We start from the raw sequence: 15,309 nt of genomic DNA on the forward strand, positions 1-15,309 counted from the left end.
TCGGTCAGGCCCGACAACAGATGTGTGGTCAGCATCGCTCTCACCTCCTCACCGCGCTTCTACTGGTACGTCGAACCGGAGAACCCGGAATCGACATCGACACCCATACAGACGAGGAACTTCGGATTCGGACGCAGGTGCGTCCGATGACGGTCAATGTCGTCCGTACCTCTGGAACGACCCTGACCCAGGGGGTCGCCACCGCGCCTCGGGGCGGGGATCCTGTAAGACGGAGAGGAACCACAAATCATGAATGAGGACACGGCCACCACCACCACGACGACACCGCAGTCGGCACCAGCTGATCTCGACCAGCTCTGGCGCCGCTTCTCGAGCGACTTGCGGGCCTTCATCGCCCGCCGGGTTTCACGTCTCGAGGACGCCGACGACATTCTGTCGATCGTGTTCCTGCGGATGGCGAAGAGCCTGGACAACCTGCGCGAGCAGGACCGGCTCCTGGGGTGGATGTATGCCATCACCCGCAACGCGATCACCGACTACTACCGGTCCGCGCCCCATCGGCGGGAGCTGGCCGTCGACACTGTCCCCGACAACCCGCGCGAGGGCGAACCGGACGACGACGAGACGGCGGAGAAGGAACTCGCCTCCTGCCTGGTGCCGATGCTCTCCGGACTGCCCGCCGAGCAGGCCGCGGCGGTGAAGATGGTCGACCTCGACGCCCGAACCCACGCCGCCGCGGCCGGGGAGGCGGGGATTTCGGTGTCCGGCATGAAATCCCGCGTTCAACGCGGCCGTGCCACCCTCCAGGCCCGACTGCACGCCTGCTGTGAGATCAGCCAGGACCGGACCGGTCACGTGCACGACTACCAGCCCCGCAGCGGATCCTGCGCCTGCGGCGCCCCCTCACCCGCGGACCAGTAGACCGTCACACCCGCTCGGGAGCGGCGCACCGGTAGACCGCGCGGCACCACGCACAGACGACGGTGCGGTGCGAGCCCAACGCTCGCACCGCACCGTTGTCATCTGAGGGCTACTGGCAGCCGCATCCACCACCCGCCGTCGCCGCCGGACCGCAGCACGTCGACTTCTCACTCTGGTCGCAGCAGATGGTTTGCCTCTCGGTGCTGCAACACGTGGGCGCCGCAGCCTGTGGGGTTCGGTCCGTCCGATCCGTCGCCGGGTTCTCGAACTCGTGGGGGTTGGTCATGGTGACTCCTTGATCCGTCGGGTTGGGTACCAGATCAGACGGAGGAGTGCGAGAAGGGACGCAAGCCCCTCGGATCGGCGGCATCAGAACAGCAGCTGAGGCGGGGTTGCGCTCTTCTGCAGGTCACGGGCCTTGCTGTTGCATCGACCCAACAGGCACCGACATTGTCGACGACGCTGCTCGTCGCGTACCCCTTCGCGGCGAAGACGGTCGGCGCGGCCTCGAGAAACCGGGACCGCCGCTCCGCCATGCGCGCTGCGACCGGCCGTGCCCACGCACATCAGGCTGCGGGAACAGGGAACTAGCACAGGGCACCCATCCGACCGCCCGGGGATTCGGATGTCGGGCATACCGGTGCCCCGCCGTCGAGCCTGCCGACGGCACGGCCCGCAAGAGGTCACCACCACGACGGCTCAACCGCACCGGACCATTTCGTCGGGAAGACCATTACGCGGGCGAGGAGGGCGGCGAGTCGGGCTTCTCTTGTGATCAGGCGCGAGAGCTCAGCCCGGTTCACCCGCTTCGGGTGAAGGCGCACTCCAGGCGGTATGCGAAGCATGAACGGAAGGGGTTGCCGGCTCGATGGCGGAGGTGTCGACGATGTTCGATGGTGACAGGACTCGATTCGAGGGCGGGTATCCCACCGAGGAGACGATTCGGCGGGCATACGAAGACGTGGATCTGGTGCGGGCAATCCAGTGTTACCGGTTCTTCTATCCGACCGTCTCGCTCGAGGCGACCTGGCGCGGCAACCTCTCGGGTGGGGTGGTGCCGAACAAGGTCTTCGCCCTGCTCGAGGGCACCCCGCAGCAGTTCGTGTTCACCCCCAACTCCGACACCCCATATACCGGGCTGGCGCTGGACTTGAGCGATGGCCCGATGGTGCTGGAGTTGCCCCCGGGACCGTTGATGGGCGCGGTCAACGACCTGAATCAACTGTGGGTGATGGATATCGGGCTCCCAGGTCCGGCGAAGGCCGCGGGCGGCAAGCATCTGGTAATCCCGCCGGGATACGACGGCGTTATCCCCGACGATGTCTATTCGGGGCGGTCCACGACCAACCGGGTGCTGGTGCTGGTGCGGGCATTGCCGCAGGGCAAGGACGTCGCCGGTGCGATCACGCTGATGAAGTCGGTGACGGTGTACCCGCACGAACCGGTCGCCGAATGGACTGAGCCGACCTGGATCGATCTCAGCCGCCAGGCGGATCTCGATTTCACCCCGGTGCGGTGGGAGGACGATCTCCAGTACTGGCAGGTTTTGCACGACATCATCGACGCCGAACCCGCGTACGAGGGGTATCGGAGTCAGTACGGTGAGCTCGCCGCGCTCGGAATCGCCAAGGGCGCCCCGTTCGAGCCGGACGAACGGATGAGCATCATCCTGACCCGGGCCGCCGAACTGGGGCACGCCCAGCTGTGTGTGCAGTCGTTCGCCGACCGGCGTCCCGAACGCACGGTGTGGGAGGGGCGGCACTGGGAATGGGCGGTGCTCCGGCCGGAGAACGGAACATTCGAGACGGCGAACTACGTGGATCTGTACGCCCGGGAGAAGTGGTTCTACCAGCCGCAGATCGAATCCCCCGCGATGTTCGCCCGCAGCCCGGGCGCCGGATCGCTGTACTGGCTCGGACTACGTGACGCGAACGGTACCTACCTGAACGGCTCGAATACCTACACCCTGACGGTGCCGCAGCCGGTGCCGGCGACACTGTTCTGGTCGATCACGGTCTACGACGCCGAAACCCGCAGTGAGATCCGGACCGAGCAGAACCGGGCTGCGCTCCGGTCGCTGTTCGAACTGTCCGACCTCGACCCGCAGGCCCCGATCGTGTTGCACTTCGGTCCGGACTCCCCGGCGTCGGAGGAGGCCGGCCGCTGGATTCAGACCCTCCCGGGGCAGGGCTGGTTCGTCTACTTCCGCATCTACGGCCCCGACGCGCCGGCGTTCGATGGGTCGTGGCAGTTACCGGATTTCGACAAGACGTCGCAGTGAGCGTCGCAGGAGGGTCGGTGGTGTACCTCGATGCCGGTGCGCATGGTGAACACCGTGTCCCGGGTCTGGTTCACCAGTGTCCCTTTCAGGGTGATCACATCACCGGTTCCTCGCGCCGCCCGAATGTTCTCGATCACCAAGAATCCGGTGAGGATGTCGGCGGGGCGTACCGGCCGCACGAAGCGGAGTTCGCGGACGCCGCGGCCGGCGATGATGCGCCAGTTGGTGGCTGCGCACGGCCGTGTCGCAGGCGAGGCAATACCCTCGGGTCCACGGGACAGGGAGGTCAGCTGTGAGCGCAACGAAGAAGCAGATGGCACTCACCCAGCGAGAACTGATGATCAACTCGATCAATCCGGACTTCGCACCGCCAGCAACGAGCGGTGATTCAAAGGGCCATTCCAAGGACGTCCCTGGGTCCGACCGGGCAGGTAAGGCCGGCTCGATCACAGCCCACAGGTCCGCACTCGAGCCCGTCATTTAGCACAGATGCTCTATGGCACAGGGAAGGTGCCGAGCCCCGGGTGGACCAGCATCTGGTACCCATCGACAGGAGGGTACGCGCCGACGTCGGCGACCGCGGCGATCATCCCGCTGCCGGTGACGACCGTCGCGGGCGCGTATCGGCACCAATCCCCCGGTGCGGTGGGCCCACTGGGGTCGCGCTCCACAAGTTGGAGGGCGATGGTGCCGGCGACGCCGGTGGTCAGGTTCCGCCAATTCACCGACACGGCGACGCAGTATCTCGAGGTCGTCGCGGAACGCTCCACCGCAAAGGCCACCACGCCGGATGCACCCGTCGTTGCCGACGGTGTCACGGTCGACAGCGGCGGCGGGTAGTCACAGGCCAACACGGTCAGCAACAGGCATCCTGCGACGAACCGCACCGGGACCTGGAACGCCGTGGTCGTCGCTGCCGGGACCGGCGGCGTGTCCGCCATCGCGGTGACGGACGAGCAGATCGGGATCGCGAGGACCGCCACCGATGCCGCGGCCCAGGCTACGAACGAACGACGAATTCCTGCACGACGCACGGCGTCAGCCTCTCGAGTTGGATCCATCCCGACCCTGGTGCAGTCTCAGGCTACCCGCTGCGTGGCAGCGCAGACCTGGCAATGGCGTACGGGACAGGCCCCCGGGTACCTCCTACGCGGCGCTCGTCATCCATCATCGCGTCCGCCATAAGCAGACACGCTCTAGTGTCGACACCGTGACATCGGGTGACATCGAAAAGGAGACTTCCATGTCGTTCACGGACGAAGAGATCGCCTACCTGCGGTCGCAGCCGATCGCTCGCGTCGCCACCGTAGGCGCAGACGGGCAACCCGACGTGGTTCCACTCGCATTCGAGTTCGACGGAACCGACTTCTGGGTGGGAGGTTCCGGCCCGTCGGTCGCCGGTACCCGCAAGTTCCGGAACATCCGGGCCGGGAACGCCAAGGTGTCGTTGGTCGTCGACGACCTGGTGTCGTTCGAACCGTTCGTCGCGCGGTCCATCCGGATCTACGGCACGGCCGATCAGCCGGTGGAACGGGACGGCATGGTCGGCCCCGGCCTCTATGTTCGCATCGCACCGGCCATTTCGTGGAGCTGGAACATGGCGGGAGAACCTGCCGGCACAGAGTGGTACGAGCCGAAGCGGACGGTTCACGTCAGAAGAGAGTGAGCGCCGCCCCGGGACGACCGGCTCCGACCAGTTCACCGCGATCGGACTCGACGGCCTCGGTGTTCCCGGCCTCGCGATGGTTCGCCCCACCGCCCAGGCCGTACCGGTCGACGAGAGGGTCGACTCGCTGCTTCAGCCACGACTTGTATTCGGGCGGAACGTAGGCCGCCCGCCCGTACAACTGCCGGTACTGACGGACGAGCGCCGGATGCTCCGTCGACAGCCAGTTCATGAACCAGCCCTTGGTGCTACCGCGCAGGTGCATCGGAAAGACGGTCACACCCGAGGCGCCGGCATCGGCGATGGATTCGAGTAGTCCGTCCAGATGCCGCACCGAATCGGTCAGGAAGGGAATGACGGGGGCCACCATCACATTGCAGGGCAGGCCGGCGTCCGTGATCGCCCGGATCAGATCGAGGCGCGCCTTCGGAGTGGGCGTTCCCGGCTCGATCGATTTCTGAAGGTCGGGATCGTGGATCGCGAGCGACACGCCGATGCTGACCGGCACCTGCTGGGCAGCGAGAGCCAGCAGCGGGAGGTCGCGTCGGAGCAACGTCCCCTTGGTCAGAATCGAGAACGGGGTGGCGGATTCGGCCAGCGCGCGAATGATGCCGGGCATCAGGCGGTACCGGCCTTCCGCTCGCTGATAGGGATCGGTGTTGGTGCCGAGCGCCACGTGTTCACGCTTCCACGACCGACGCCCCAGCTCCTTGCGCAGCACCGCCGCGACATTGGTCTTCACGACGATCTGACTGTCGAAATCGCGGCCCGCGTCGAGGTCGAGGTATTCGTGGGTGGGCCGCGCAAAGCAGTAGCGACACGAGTGCGAACATCCGCGAAAGGCGTTGACGGTGAACCGGAACGGCAGCTGTGACTCCTCGGGCATCTTGTTCAGCGCGCTCTTGCACAGCACCTCGTGGAAGGTGATGCCGTCGAATTCGGGTGTCTGCACGCTGCGCACGAGCCCGGCGCGTTCCAGCCCCGGCAGTGCACCGTCGTCGGCGTCGACCGCTTGCCCATCCCACCTCATGAGTACATGCGAACATTTGTTCTAACCGGTGTCAAGGCTTCGCCGGATCGGACTACTGTCGACGTGTGACCGCCAGGGACGCCAACGGCCTCTATCCCGCGACCGAACCACACGCTGACGGCAGGATCGACGTCGGCGACGGACACCTCATCCACTGGGAACAGTGCGGAAATCCCGTCGGCAAACCCGCAGTGGTGCTGCACGGCGGCCCCGGCTCCGGGTGCACTCCGGGAATGCGGCGGTACTTCGATCCCGAGCTGTACCGCGTCATCCTCTTCGATCAACGCGGCTGCGGCCGAAGCACTCCTCACGCGAGCGATCCGCGCGTCGACCTCTCCACCAACACCACCGACCACCTCGTCTCGGACATCGAACGCCTGCGTGCGGAACTCGGCATCGATCGATGGCTCGTCCTCGGCTGGTCGTGGGGTTCGACTCTCGGTCTGGCCTACGCCCAGGCGCATCCAGGCCGTGTGTCCGAACTGGTACTCGGTCTGGTCGTGACCACCACCGCTCGCGAAGTCGAATGGGTCACGCGCGATGTGGGACGGTTCTTCCCCGCGGAGTGGGCCCGATTCCGGGACGGAGTTCCGGTCGCGCAGCAAGCAGGCAGCCTCGCCGAGGCGTACAGCGACCTCCTCGAGCATCCCGATCCCTCCGTGCGATACGAGGCAGCACGGAAGTGGTGCGAGTGGGAAGACCGGCATGTCCACGTCACCGCCGACCACCGCACCAATCCGCGGTACGAGGATCCCCGGTTCCGGGCCTGCTTCGCACGCCTCGTCACCCATTACTGGCGGCACACGGCGTGGCGAGGCGACAGCGAGATCCTCGACCGCATGCACCGAATCGCGGAGATTCCCGGCGCGCTCGTCCACGGGCGTCTCGACCTGAGCGGACCCCCGGACATCGCCTGGACACTCGCGCAGGCCTGGCCCGCTGCAACACTCGACGTCGTCGACGGCGCCGGACATGCTGCCGGTCATCCGGGGATCGCCGAGCGTATGACGTCCGCGACGGCACGGTTCGCGGAGCCGGAACGGGAACTCCCTCGACCGCACTGGTGAGCGTCAGATCGGGGCTTGCGACAATGTCGCTCATGTCGAACAGAAACAACATCTCGTCCGGTTCCGAGTGGGAGGCCAAGATCGGCTATTCCCGTGCCGTGCGCATCGGTCAGCTCGTGTCCGTGTCGGGCACCACGGCGTCGGGTCCCGACGGCCCCGTCGGTGGAAACGATCTAGGTGAACAGACCCGGGAGGCGCTGCGCCGGATCGAGGCAGCACTCACGGAGGCCGGCGCGAGCGCGACCGATGTGATCCGCACCCGCATGTATCTCACCGACATGAGCCGGTGGGAAGAGGCCGGCATCGCGCACGGCGAGGTCTTCGGCGAGATTCGTCCCGCCACCACGATCCTCGAGGTCAGCGCGCTGATCGCCCCCGGCCTGCTCATCGAGATCGAGGCCGACGCCGTCATCGGCGACTGACCGACACGGGGAGGCGGCACCTCACCCACGTACACCTGTCCGCCTCCCCGCACATCAACCAGTTGTTCCGCGACCATCGACACGTCAGCAGCCACCGGGGCGACTCCCAGATCTAGAGCGCTTCGAGTACCAGGGCTCGTTCGGGGCACACCATGACGGCCTCCTCGGCCTCCTCGGCCGCCCCGACGTGCTCGTCCAGCTCCAGTGACTCCGGGAGGATCACCGGATACCCGGCATCATCACAGTCGATGACCCCAGGGGAACGGCCGTAACAGTGGCCGTGTCCCGCACACACCGATCGATCCACGACGAGGCGACACGTCCCGGTGGTTCGGTTCCGGGTCACGGACAGTCATGACCGTCACTCTTCGCCTGTGACCATCGGCGGAGGATCGTTCCCATCCTCCGGGAACATCATCGCCACACGAGACAACGTGCCGCCGTCGGTCGTCGGCAACGTCACACCGGAGATATACGCCGATTCATCCGACACCAGGAACAATGCAGCCCGTGCGTTATCCGTCAATGAGGGTGGACGATTCAGCTTCAGCGGAATCGGTGACACCTCAGGATCCCAGGGACCAGCCACTTCCTCGTAGGACCGACCCACCACCGGCGCACCCGCCGGCGCCAGGAAGTTCGGCGACATTCCGTGTGTCGGGGCAATCGCATTGACGCGGATCCCATACTTGCCGAGATCCAGACTCAAACCCCGGACCATTCCGTTCACACCGGCCTTCGTAGCCGAGTACGCCGCGATGCTGTGTTACGCGACGAACGACGCAGCCGACGATGTCGCCAGGATGGCACCACCCCCATTCGCCCGCAGCGCCGGCACCGCAGCCTTCGCGGTGTAGAACACACCCGACAGGTTCACACCGATCACATCCTGCCAGTCCGCATCCGTCAGATCTTGGAACTCGACCTGCTCACCACCGGCCACTGACGGCACACCACCACGAGAGACGATCCCCGCATTAGCCCATGCGATATCGAGCTTGCCGAATGCCGCCACTGTCGCCGCCACCGCGTCGATCACCTGCCGCTCCACCCGAACATCCGCGGTGACCGCGACTGCCGAACCACCCTGCTTCTCGACCAACTCGACTGTGCCCTTCGCACGCTCCGGATCGATGTCGACCACCGCGATCTTCGCGCCCTCCGACGCGAACAACAGTGACGCCTCACGCCCCAGCCCAGACCCGGCACCGGTGATCAGCGCGACCTTACCTTCGAGTTTCATAGACACTCCTCAGTTCGAAAATTCAACAGCTCGGAAGATATTGGACGACAGAAACTCTCGAGCCCGCGCTGTCGTCGGACCGCGGTCACATATTGGTGAATTGGAACGTCAATCAGTGTTGCCCTCGGAGTTCTCCCCTCGTTCTCATCTAGTACGCGATGAAAAGGATCTCGTCGCGCGAGTAGTCCATTCCCGGATGCGACTCGGTCAGGTGCATCTGAGTCTTCGCCACCAGATCGTCTACGTCCGTGCCGGTGATCGCAGTTCCACACGGGCATGTCAGTCTCGTTTTCGTTCTCATATCAGTCGGCCTTTCCATGTCACCACTCGCCACACCGTGCACCGCAGCGGGTTCACCGCTCCCACCGGCAGCCGTGCCGTTCTCGCACACGAGGTCGCACCTCACTTCACTGCGGTCGGGAAGAGCCGGACTCAGGTGAGTTCTGCGGTCTTCTCGACGGTCGCAGGCGTTACGTCCACGACTCGATTCGTTCGGGGTACCAACGACACCAGCACTGCCGCAGCCACTCCGGCCACCGCGAATGAGTAGTAGGCCCAGCTCGATCCCAGAGCTGAACTCATGATCAGGCCGGTGAGAATGGGCCCGCAAACGCCGCCCAACCGCCCAAGCCCGACCGCCAGCCCGAGCGCCGTCCCGCGCGCCGCTGCCGGGTAGTAGACGCCGACGAATCCGTAGACACCGGTCGTGGACGAGGCGCAGAAACCGATCAGCAGAACCAATCCGAATACGAGCGCCTGCGCCGGCTGCAGGGTCAGCGCGGAGACTGCGAGTGCACCACCGATGAAGCTCACTGAAATCACCGTGCGCGATCCCAGCCGATCCGCCAGACCCGTGATGACTACCATGCCGAACCCGCTGCCGAGGTTGAATGCGAGTAGGAACACCAACGCGGATCCGAGGTCGTAGCCGGAAGCCCTCAGCATCTGCGGAATCCAAGTGTTCATCCCGTAGGAGACGAGGAGGCCGAAGAAGGTGACGAGCGGGAACATGATCGTCGCGATCCGATAACCGGGCGCGAAGAGGAGCCTCACTCCCGACTTCGCTTCGGTAGTGGCGCCTCTCGACTGCTCGAGGGCAATTCCCGACTCGGCGGCGGCATCGATCGAGTAACGCTGCGCCAGCGTGCGTGCCTCATCGTGCCGACCCTTGCCGGTCAGGAATGCGATCGATTCGGGCAGATTCCGATAGGCAGTCACAAACAACACGAGGCCGAGCAGGCCACCCGCGGCGAACATCGATTTCCATCCGAAAGCGGGAATCATGAAGATGGCAGCAACGGCGACCAGACACCCGCCGATCGGGAAGCCGGTCTGAATGACCCCGTTGTAGAACTGTCGTCGGTCGACCTTGACGTATTCCTGGGTGAGCGCAATGAGGGTGGGGAGAGCTCCGCCGAAACCGAGTCCGGCAAGCAGCCGGAAGAGACCGAAGACCTCAACGTTCGGCGCAATAGCGCACAACCCGGTGAACAGGCTGAAGCTCACTATGCAGGCGAGTGCGACGGGTCGCCGGCCGATGAGGTCGGTGATGTAGCCGGCCGGCATGGCACCCGCCATCATGCCGAACAGTGACAGACTTCCGATCAATCCCGCTGTCGCGGTGTTGATTCCCCACTGTTTGATCTCCAACAACGTTGGCAGAACTGCGCCGAACATGATGAGGTCGACACCATCGAGGATCGTGATGGCCAAGCAGGTGAGGACCACGGATCGGGGCATGAACGTGGGCACGAATTTCCTGCGTGAGCACATGCCGTCGGATTGCCGGATTCACTACGCGATCCTCGACACCGGCGGTCGCTCACCCAATGTCGTCCAGGCCACCGCCGAGGCCTACTACCTGGTGCGGTCGCCCGACGTGGCCGGCATGCGCGAGCTGTTCGCCCGCGTGACGAAGATCGCCGAGGGCGCCGCCCTGATGACCGAGACCGCGGTCGAGATCGAGATCGAGATCGACGGCGGATGCTCGGACATCCTGCCCAACACGGTCCTCGAGGATTCGATGCAGGAGCGGCTCCGCGCCCTCGGGCCGGTCCCTTTCGACGACACCGACCTCGAGTCCGCGGCAGCGTTCGTCACCGGGGCCGTAACGGGACGCGCGGCGAGCACTCTCGGCGGTGAATTCGAGGGCGACGGAAGCGCGCTGCACACGGGGATCGTCACGTTCGACGCACGCACTCCGCGGCCGACGATGACCGGATCCAGCGACCTCGGCGACGTCAGCTGGGTGACACCGCTCGTGCAGTGTGCCACGGCGTGCGTCAGCGCCGGCACGGCCGCCCACTCGTGGCAGATGGTCGCCCAGGGCAAGCTTCCCGCCGCGCACAAGGGAATGATCCATGCCGCCAAGATCATGGCCACGACCGCCGCGGACCTCCTCACGGACACCGAGTTGCTGGCCTCGGCGCGCAAGGAGTTCACGGCGCGCACCTCCGAGACCCCTTACGATTCACCACTTCCCGACGGGGTCGTCGCCCCGCCTCTTCGCGACGCCGTCGCCGCGCAGTGATCTTCTGTCACCCACCCCGAGGAAGGAACCCGCACATGACTCTCGCCACCTCCGCAGGCGACACCACCGACTCGCGCACGGGAGCGCTGAAGGACACGGCGGCACAAGTGCTCCGGAACCACGAGGACGAACTGCTCGGACTGAGCCATCGCATTCACGGCACACCCGAGATCGCGTTCGAGGAGCATCAGGCCGCCGCGCTCGTCGGGGACGCCCTCCGAAGAGCAGGCTTCGACACGACCGTCGGCGTCTACGGACTCGACACGGCCGTCGAGGCGATCTACGGGAGCGGCGACCTCACCGTCGCGATCTGCGCCGAGTACGACGCGCTGCCCGAGGTCGGGCACGCGTGCGGGCACAACATGATCGCGGCCGCCGGGGTCGGCGCCGCCCTCGCTCTCGCGGCGGTCGCCGACGAGGCCGGTCTCCGGGTCAAACTGCAGGGCACCCCCGCCGAGGAGCACGGCGGCGGCAAGATTCCCATGCTCGAGGCAGGGGCGTGGGACGACGCGGCGTTGTCCCTGATGGTGCATGGCGCGTCGGGAACGGACATGCCTTGTGCCTCACTGTGGATGCAGGCGGTCGACCGGTTCGAGGTCACGTTCACCGGTCGCGCCGCGCACGCCGCCGGCGCACCCGAGCACGGAATCAACGCCGGTGCCGCCGCGACGATCGCGCTGAACGCCATCGGGCTGGTCCGCCAGCAGTTCCGGGCGAAAACACGCGTCAACGCGTTCGTCTCGCACGGCGGTGAGGTCACCAACATCATCCCGGCCAGGACCGTCGTACAGGTCGAGGTGCGGGCGCCGGAAATCGAGGAGTGGCGCGAAGTGAAGACCCGTGTGCTCGCCTGCTTCGAAGCGGGAGCCCTCGCCACGGGATGCGAGTGGACGTACACGACGACGGAACCGCCGTACGCACCGATGATCCAGAACCCGCTGCTCGCGGACATCTGGGACCGGAACCTGCAGGCCACCGGTCGCGAACTGACGTCCGCCTCACTGGGCGGAGGGTCCAGCGACATGGGGAACGTGTCCCAGGTCGTGCCGTCGATCCATCCCACGGTCGCCGTGCTCGGAAGCACCGCCATTCCACACAACTCCGACTTCGCCGACGCCGCAGCAAGTCCCGCCGCCGACGCCGCGGTCCTGGACGGTGCGACGGCCCTGGCGTGGACGGTCCTCGACATCGCGCTGGACGCCGAGGTCCGCGGTGAACTGCTGCGTCTGCAGGCGGAACGGCCGAAGGGGTCCACCCGGATCGCGACCTGGGCGTGAGTGCCTACGTTTCACTGACGGACCTCTTCTCCCTCGGCATCGCGATCCCCTGTCACCACGGCGCCGAGCGCGGGTGCCCCGACGATCCGTAAATCGGCCCTCGGAGAAAGCGCCGAGGGCCGAGAACTCTACGGCGCAACCGGGTAGTGGCTGGTGACGGCAACCCGGTTCCAGGCGTTCATCACCGTCGCGAGCCAGCTGATCGCGGACACCTGCGCGTCGGTGAGGGAGCCGTCATCCCAGGTCCGCCGTTCCGGAACAGCGAGCGCGGTGACCTGCTCGGCGAGGGCGAGCGCCGCCCGCTCCTGGTCGCTGAAGTACTGCGCCTCCCACCACGCCGCGACGACCGCGAGTCGATCCGTCGTCTCCCCCTTCGCCAGGGCGTCACGGGTGTGCAGGCGAAGGCAGAAGGCGCAGCCGTTGAGCTGGGAGACGCGGATCTTCACCAACTCCACCAGGAGCGGGTCCACCCCCGCCGCTTCCAGGGCAGCTTTCACTTCGGCATCCATCTTCATCAGGCTCTGGTATACGCACGGGTGCTGCTTGCCGATATTCACGCTGGTCATAATGGTCCTTCTGTGTAGGTTGCCGAATGGTCGTGGGATCAGGGCGCCCACGCCGATAGTGCTGAAACGAGAATTGCCTGAAGATCGCACGGTGCCTGCCAGTCACGCAGACCACGCCGACCCCATGATGCGCTCCACCATGCTGATGCTGCGGAAGCCGGGAACGAAGTGCTCCAGCACATCGGCGTTGACCGTCCCGTAGGTGGTGTCCGGGCGATGGCCGAGCCCGTCGACGAAGGCACGCAGAAACTCGTTCTTGAAGTCACCCCGCGGATGGGCGGCGGTGATCTCCTCCACCTGGTCCGGGGCCAGCCCGTCCAGACCCAGCCCGACCACATCGGTGAGGACACCGAAATTCGTGGAAGCGACCTCGTCGCCCATCCGGCCGGGAATCCCAGGCGTGGTGTGCAGCGCGATCGCCGTCCAGACCACCTCCGCGGCGGCGTCGGAGAAACCGCGATCGAGCAGGAACTTGCGGGCGTGATCGGCCCCGTCGAGCTCGAACCGCTGCTCGACGTCCGAGAAGGGTGTGAGCAGGCCCGTGTCGTGGAAAAGGGCAGAGATGTAGAGCAGCTCAGGGTCCGGCTGCAGGCCGCGTTCGCGGGCCTCGAGCGTGCCGAAGAGGAACACGCGCCGCGAGTGATGAAAGATCAGCGGGTTCGTCGTCTCCCTGATGAAACGAGAGGCCTCGGCTGCCGCCCGCGTCTCGGGAATCTCTACTCCTGCGATGATCTCGGTCATGGTCCTGCACTTTCCGGTGTCGATGTTGTAGAACGGACGGTGTGTCCGTCCCTCCACGGTGCCCTCCCTCGGCCCTCCGGCGCCGCCTCCGTCCGGCCACAAAGCACCCGAATCCGGACAGGCGGTGAGCGTGCACACGAGCCCCCACCCGCATCGGGTCGCGATCCTCGTCTACGACGGGGTGAAGCTTCTCGACGTCGCCGGCCCCGCCGAGGTGTTCGCGGAGGCCAATCGATGCGGCGCCGACTACCAGATCGTGTTGTTGTCACCGACCGGTGCCGACGTCGCGTCCTCGATCGGCATCACGATCTCCGTCGACGGCAACGCGGGATCGGAGCCCGCCCCCGACACCTTCCTCGTCGCAGGCGGCGACATCTACCCGCGCACCGCCATCGCCGGTGACCTCGTCGAGGCCACCGCCACCCTCGCGATGCGAGCCGCCCGGATCGGCTCCATCTGCACGGGAGCGTTCATCCTCGGCGCGGCCGGCCTCCTGGAGGGCAAACGCGCGACTACGCACTGGAAAGTCGCACACGAACTCGCCGCCCGGCACCCCACGACCCTCGTCTCACCCGACTCGATCTATGTTCGCGACGGCACCACGTACACATCCGCGGGCGTGAGCGCCGGCATCGACCTGGCGCTGGCGCTGGTCGAGGACGACCACGGCCCCGACCTGACCCGCGACGTCGCCCGCCGCCTGGTGGTCTACCTGCAGCGTGCGGGCGGACAATCGCAGTTCTCGGCCCCACTCCAGGGCCCACCGCCGCGCACTCCAGCCCTCCGCCGAATAGTGGATCTTGTGACGGCGGACCCCGCCGGGAACCACTCGCTCGCCGAACTCGCCCGACATCTCAATGTGAGCCCTCGACACCTCACGCGACTCTTCCGAACCGAGCTGTCCACCACACCAGCCCGGTACGTCGAACTGGTCCGATTCGACCTGGCAAAGGCCCTCCTCGACCAGGGACACAACGCGACGCAGGCAGCATCACTCGCCGGATTCCCCAGCTACGAGAGCCTACGAAGAGTCTTCGTGCGGGAGCTGTCGATGTCGCCTACGGTCTACCAACGCCGCTTCGGCACCGCGCACCGCGCCGACGCGGGATAGCCCGAGGAACGTGACTTTTCGTCACCGTCGGTCAATTGACCGGCTCGGCATACGTCCTCCTCGGTGAACGCGCGATCGGCTTCCTCGACGTTCTCCCGGTTCATGGCCCTGGGCGATGATCCCCTCCCGCCAGGGGGCGCCGACATCCACTCCGGCAGGTGGTCACTGATCTCGCAGGTCCGCGGGTCACCAAAACCCTTCTGTGGGTTGGGGGCTGTTTGGTGTCGATTTCACCACCCCTGCAACGGAAGTGAGGACCGAGCGAGCGCACTCCACCATAACGAAGCACACCCCGGTCGCGGCCACCGGGCCATCCGACGGGTTGCCGTCGATCATCGCCTGTCTCACCCACCGCCCAACGCTCACCCACGTCGACTGGACACGCCCAACAGGTCCGCCGCACCGAGATCGCAGACGATCCCGACGCGGACCAACTGGTCTGACCCTATGTTCCGGTCGAGTAAGTTCCGTTCGCGTGGTCGCTGATCGGTCC

Annotated in this window: 14 protein-coding genes and 1 pseudogene; 8 read left to right on the top strand and 7 right to left on the bottom strand. The window is 66.1% G+C overall.

Going from position 1 to position 15,309, the window contains the following annotated elements; all coding sequences use genetic code 11:
• The first annotated feature begins 249 nt into the window (after positions 1-249).
• Together OYT95_RS00620 and OYT95_RS00630 are read left to right on the top strand one after the other, a co-directional pair.
• Positions 250-882 (top strand): sigma-70 family RNA polymerase sigma factor, encoded by a 633-nt coding sequence (locus tag OYT95_RS00620; RefSeq protein WP_268790607.1) that lies wholly within the window; start codon positions 250-252, stop codon positions 880-882.
• Positions 883-1,768: 886 nt separating this feature from the next.
• Positions 1,769-3,163: a DUF1254 domain-containing protein gene (locus OYT95_RS00630; protein ID WP_268790608.1), complete on the top strand. Its 1,395-nt coding sequence runs from the start codon at positions 1,769-1,771 to the stop codon at positions 3,161-3,163.
• Positions 3,164-3,657: 494 nt separating this feature from the next.
• Here the strand turns inward: OYT95_RS00630 and OYT95_RS00635 are convergent, their stop codons facing one another.
• Entirely contained in the window at positions 3,658-4,197 is a 540-nt protein-coding gene (locus OYT95_RS00635) for a hypothetical protein (RefSeq protein WP_268790609.1), read from the bottom strand.
• Between the two features lie 209 nt (positions 4,198-4,406).
• On the opposite strand from OYT95_RS00635, the gene OYT95_RS00640 reads away from it, so the two are divergent.
• Positions 4,407-4,829 (top strand): PPOX class F420-dependent oxidoreductase, encoded by a 423-nt coding sequence (locus OYT95_RS00640; protein ID WP_268790610.1) that lies wholly within the window; start codon positions 4,407-4,409, stop codon positions 4,827-4,829.
• Here OYT95_RS00640 and OYT95_RS00645 read toward each other — a convergent pair.
• Entirely contained in the window at positions 4,816-5,859 is a 1,044-nt protein-coding gene (locus OYT95_RS00645) for an Rv2578c family radical SAM protein (protein ID WP_037237616.1), read from the bottom strand. The two genes, OYT95_RS00640 and OYT95_RS00645, sit on opposite strands and share 14 nt — an antisense overlap.
• A gap of 65 nt (positions 5,860-5,924) precedes the next feature.
• Here OYT95_RS00645 and pip point away from each other — a divergent pair, with 65 nt between their 5' ends.
• Both pip and OYT95_RS00655 read left to right on the top strand, forming a co-directional pair.
• Positions 5,925-6,926, top strand: a complete 1,002-nt coding sequence (gene pip, locus OYT95_RS00650; RefSeq protein WP_268790611.1) for a prolyl aminopeptidase — start codon at positions 5,925-5,927, stop codon at positions 6,924-6,926.
• A gap of 23 nt (positions 6,927-6,949) precedes the next feature.
• A complete protein-coding gene (locus OYT95_RS00655; protein WP_268790612.1) occupies positions 6,950-7,348 on the top strand; it encodes a RidA family protein in 399 nt (132 codons plus the stop codon).
• Between the two features lie 112 nt (positions 7,349-7,460).
• Here OYT95_RS00655 and OYT95_RS00660 read toward each other — a convergent pair whose 3' ends face one another.
• The 3 genes and pseudogenes from OYT95_RS00660 to OYT95_RS00675 form a co-directional block, all read right to left on the bottom strand.
• Positions 7,461-7,694 (bottom strand): ferredoxin, encoded by a 234-nt coding sequence (locus tag OYT95_RS00660; protein WP_442972538.1) that lies wholly within the window; start codon positions 7,692-7,694, stop codon positions 7,461-7,463.
• Positions 7,695-7,709: 15 nt separating this feature from the next.
• Positions 7,710-8,591 (bottom strand): annotated as a pseudogene (locus OYT95_RS00665) (SDR family NAD(P)-dependent oxidoreductase).
• A 432-nt stretch (positions 8,592-9,023) separates the two neighbouring features.
• Positions 9,024-10,331: an MFS transporter gene (locus OYT95_RS00675; RefSeq protein ID WP_328286572.1), complete on the bottom strand. Its 1,308-nt coding sequence runs from the start codon at positions 10,329-10,331 to the stop codon at positions 9,024-9,026.
• Here OYT95_RS00675 and OYT95_RS00680 point away from each other — a divergent pair.
• Together OYT95_RS00680 and OYT95_RS00685 are read left to right on the top strand one after the other, a co-directional pair.
• Positions 10,330-11,121 carry a hypothetical protein gene (locus OYT95_RS00680; RefSeq protein WP_268790615.1) on the top strand — a complete coding sequence of 264 codons (792 nt, stop codon included), beginning with the start codon at positions 10,330-10,332 and terminating at the stop codon, positions 11,119-11,121. The two genes, OYT95_RS00675 and OYT95_RS00680, sit on opposite strands and share 2 nt — an antisense overlap.
• Positions 11,122-11,156: 35 nt before the next feature.
• Positions 11,157-12,398, top strand: coding sequence for an amidohydrolase (locus tag OYT95_RS00685; RefSeq protein ID WP_268790616.1), 1,242 nt, complete (start codon positions 11,157-11,159; stop codon positions 12,396-12,398).
• A 128-nt stretch (positions 12,399-12,526) separates the two neighbouring features.
• Here OYT95_RS00685 and OYT95_RS00690 read toward each other — a convergent pair whose 3' ends face one another.
• Positions 12,527-12,964 carry a carboxymuconolactone decarboxylase family protein gene (locus tag OYT95_RS00690; protein ID WP_268790617.1) on the bottom strand — a complete coding sequence of 146 codons (438 nt, stop codon included), beginning with the start codon at positions 12,962-12,964 and terminating at the stop codon, positions 12,527-12,529.
• A gap of 102 nt (positions 12,965-13,066) precedes the next feature.
• Entirely contained in the window at positions 13,067-13,705 is a 639-nt protein-coding gene (locus tag OYT95_RS00695; RefSeq protein ID WP_268790618.1) for an HD domain-containing protein, read from the bottom strand.
• 124 nt (positions 13,706-13,829) lie between these two features.
• Between OYT95_RS00695 and OYT95_RS00700 the strand changes: the two genes are divergently transcribed.
• Positions 13,830-14,816, top strand: coding sequence for a GlxA family transcriptional regulator (locus OYT95_RS00700; RefSeq protein ID WP_409372746.1), 987 nt, complete (start codon positions 13,830-13,832; stop codon positions 14,814-14,816).
• Positions 14,817-15,309 lie beyond the last annotated feature (493 nt).

This window comes from Rhodococcus sp. JS3073 (assembly GCF_026810085.1).
In the GTDB taxonomy this organism is placed as follows: Bacteria; Actinomycetota; Actinomycetes; order Mycobacteriales; family Mycobacteriaceae; genus Rhodococcus_F; species Rhodococcus_F wratislaviensis.

Bases quoted from the DNA above. Each gene is read 5' to 3' on its own strand.
- OYT95_RS00620 (WP_268790607.1), top strand. From the start codon at position 250: ATGAATGAGGACACGGCCACCACCACCACGACGACACCGCAGTCGGCA.
- OYT95_RS00680 (WP_268790615.1), top strand. From the start codon at position 10,330: ATGAACGTGGGCACGAATTTCCTGCGTGAGCACATGCCGTCGGATTGC.
- OYT95_RS00640 (WP_268790610.1), top strand. From the start codon at position 4,407: ATGTCGTTCACGGACGAAGAGATCGCCTACCTGCGGTCGCAGCCGATC.
- OYT95_RS00655 (WP_268790612.1), top strand. From the start codon at position 6,950: ATGTCGCTCATGTCGAACAGAAACAACATCTCGTCCGGTTCCGAGTGG.
- OYT95_RS00645 (WP_037237616.1), bottom strand. From the start codon at position 5,859: ATGAGGTGGGATGGGCAAGCGGTCGACGCCGACGACGGTGCACTGCCG.
- OYT95_RS00695 (WP_268790618.1), bottom strand. From the start codon at position 13,705: ATGACCGAGATCATCGCAGGAGTAGAGATTCCCGAGACGCGGGCGGCA.
- OYT95_RS00690 (WP_268790617.1), bottom strand. From the start codon at position 12,964: ATGACCAGCGTGAATATCGGCAAGCAGCACCCGTGCGTATACCAGAGC.
- OYT95_RS00675 (WP_328286572.1), bottom strand. From the start codon at position 10,331: ATGCCCCGATCCGTGGTCCTCACCTGCTTGGCCATCACGATCCTCGAT.
- OYT95_RS00630 (WP_268790608.1), top strand. From the start codon at position 1,769: ATGTTCGATGGTGACAGGACTCGATTCGAGGGCGGGTATCCCACCGAG.
- OYT95_RS00685 (WP_268790616.1), top strand. From the start codon at position 11,157: ATGACTCTCGCCACCTCCGCAGGCGACACCACCGACTCGCGCACGGGA.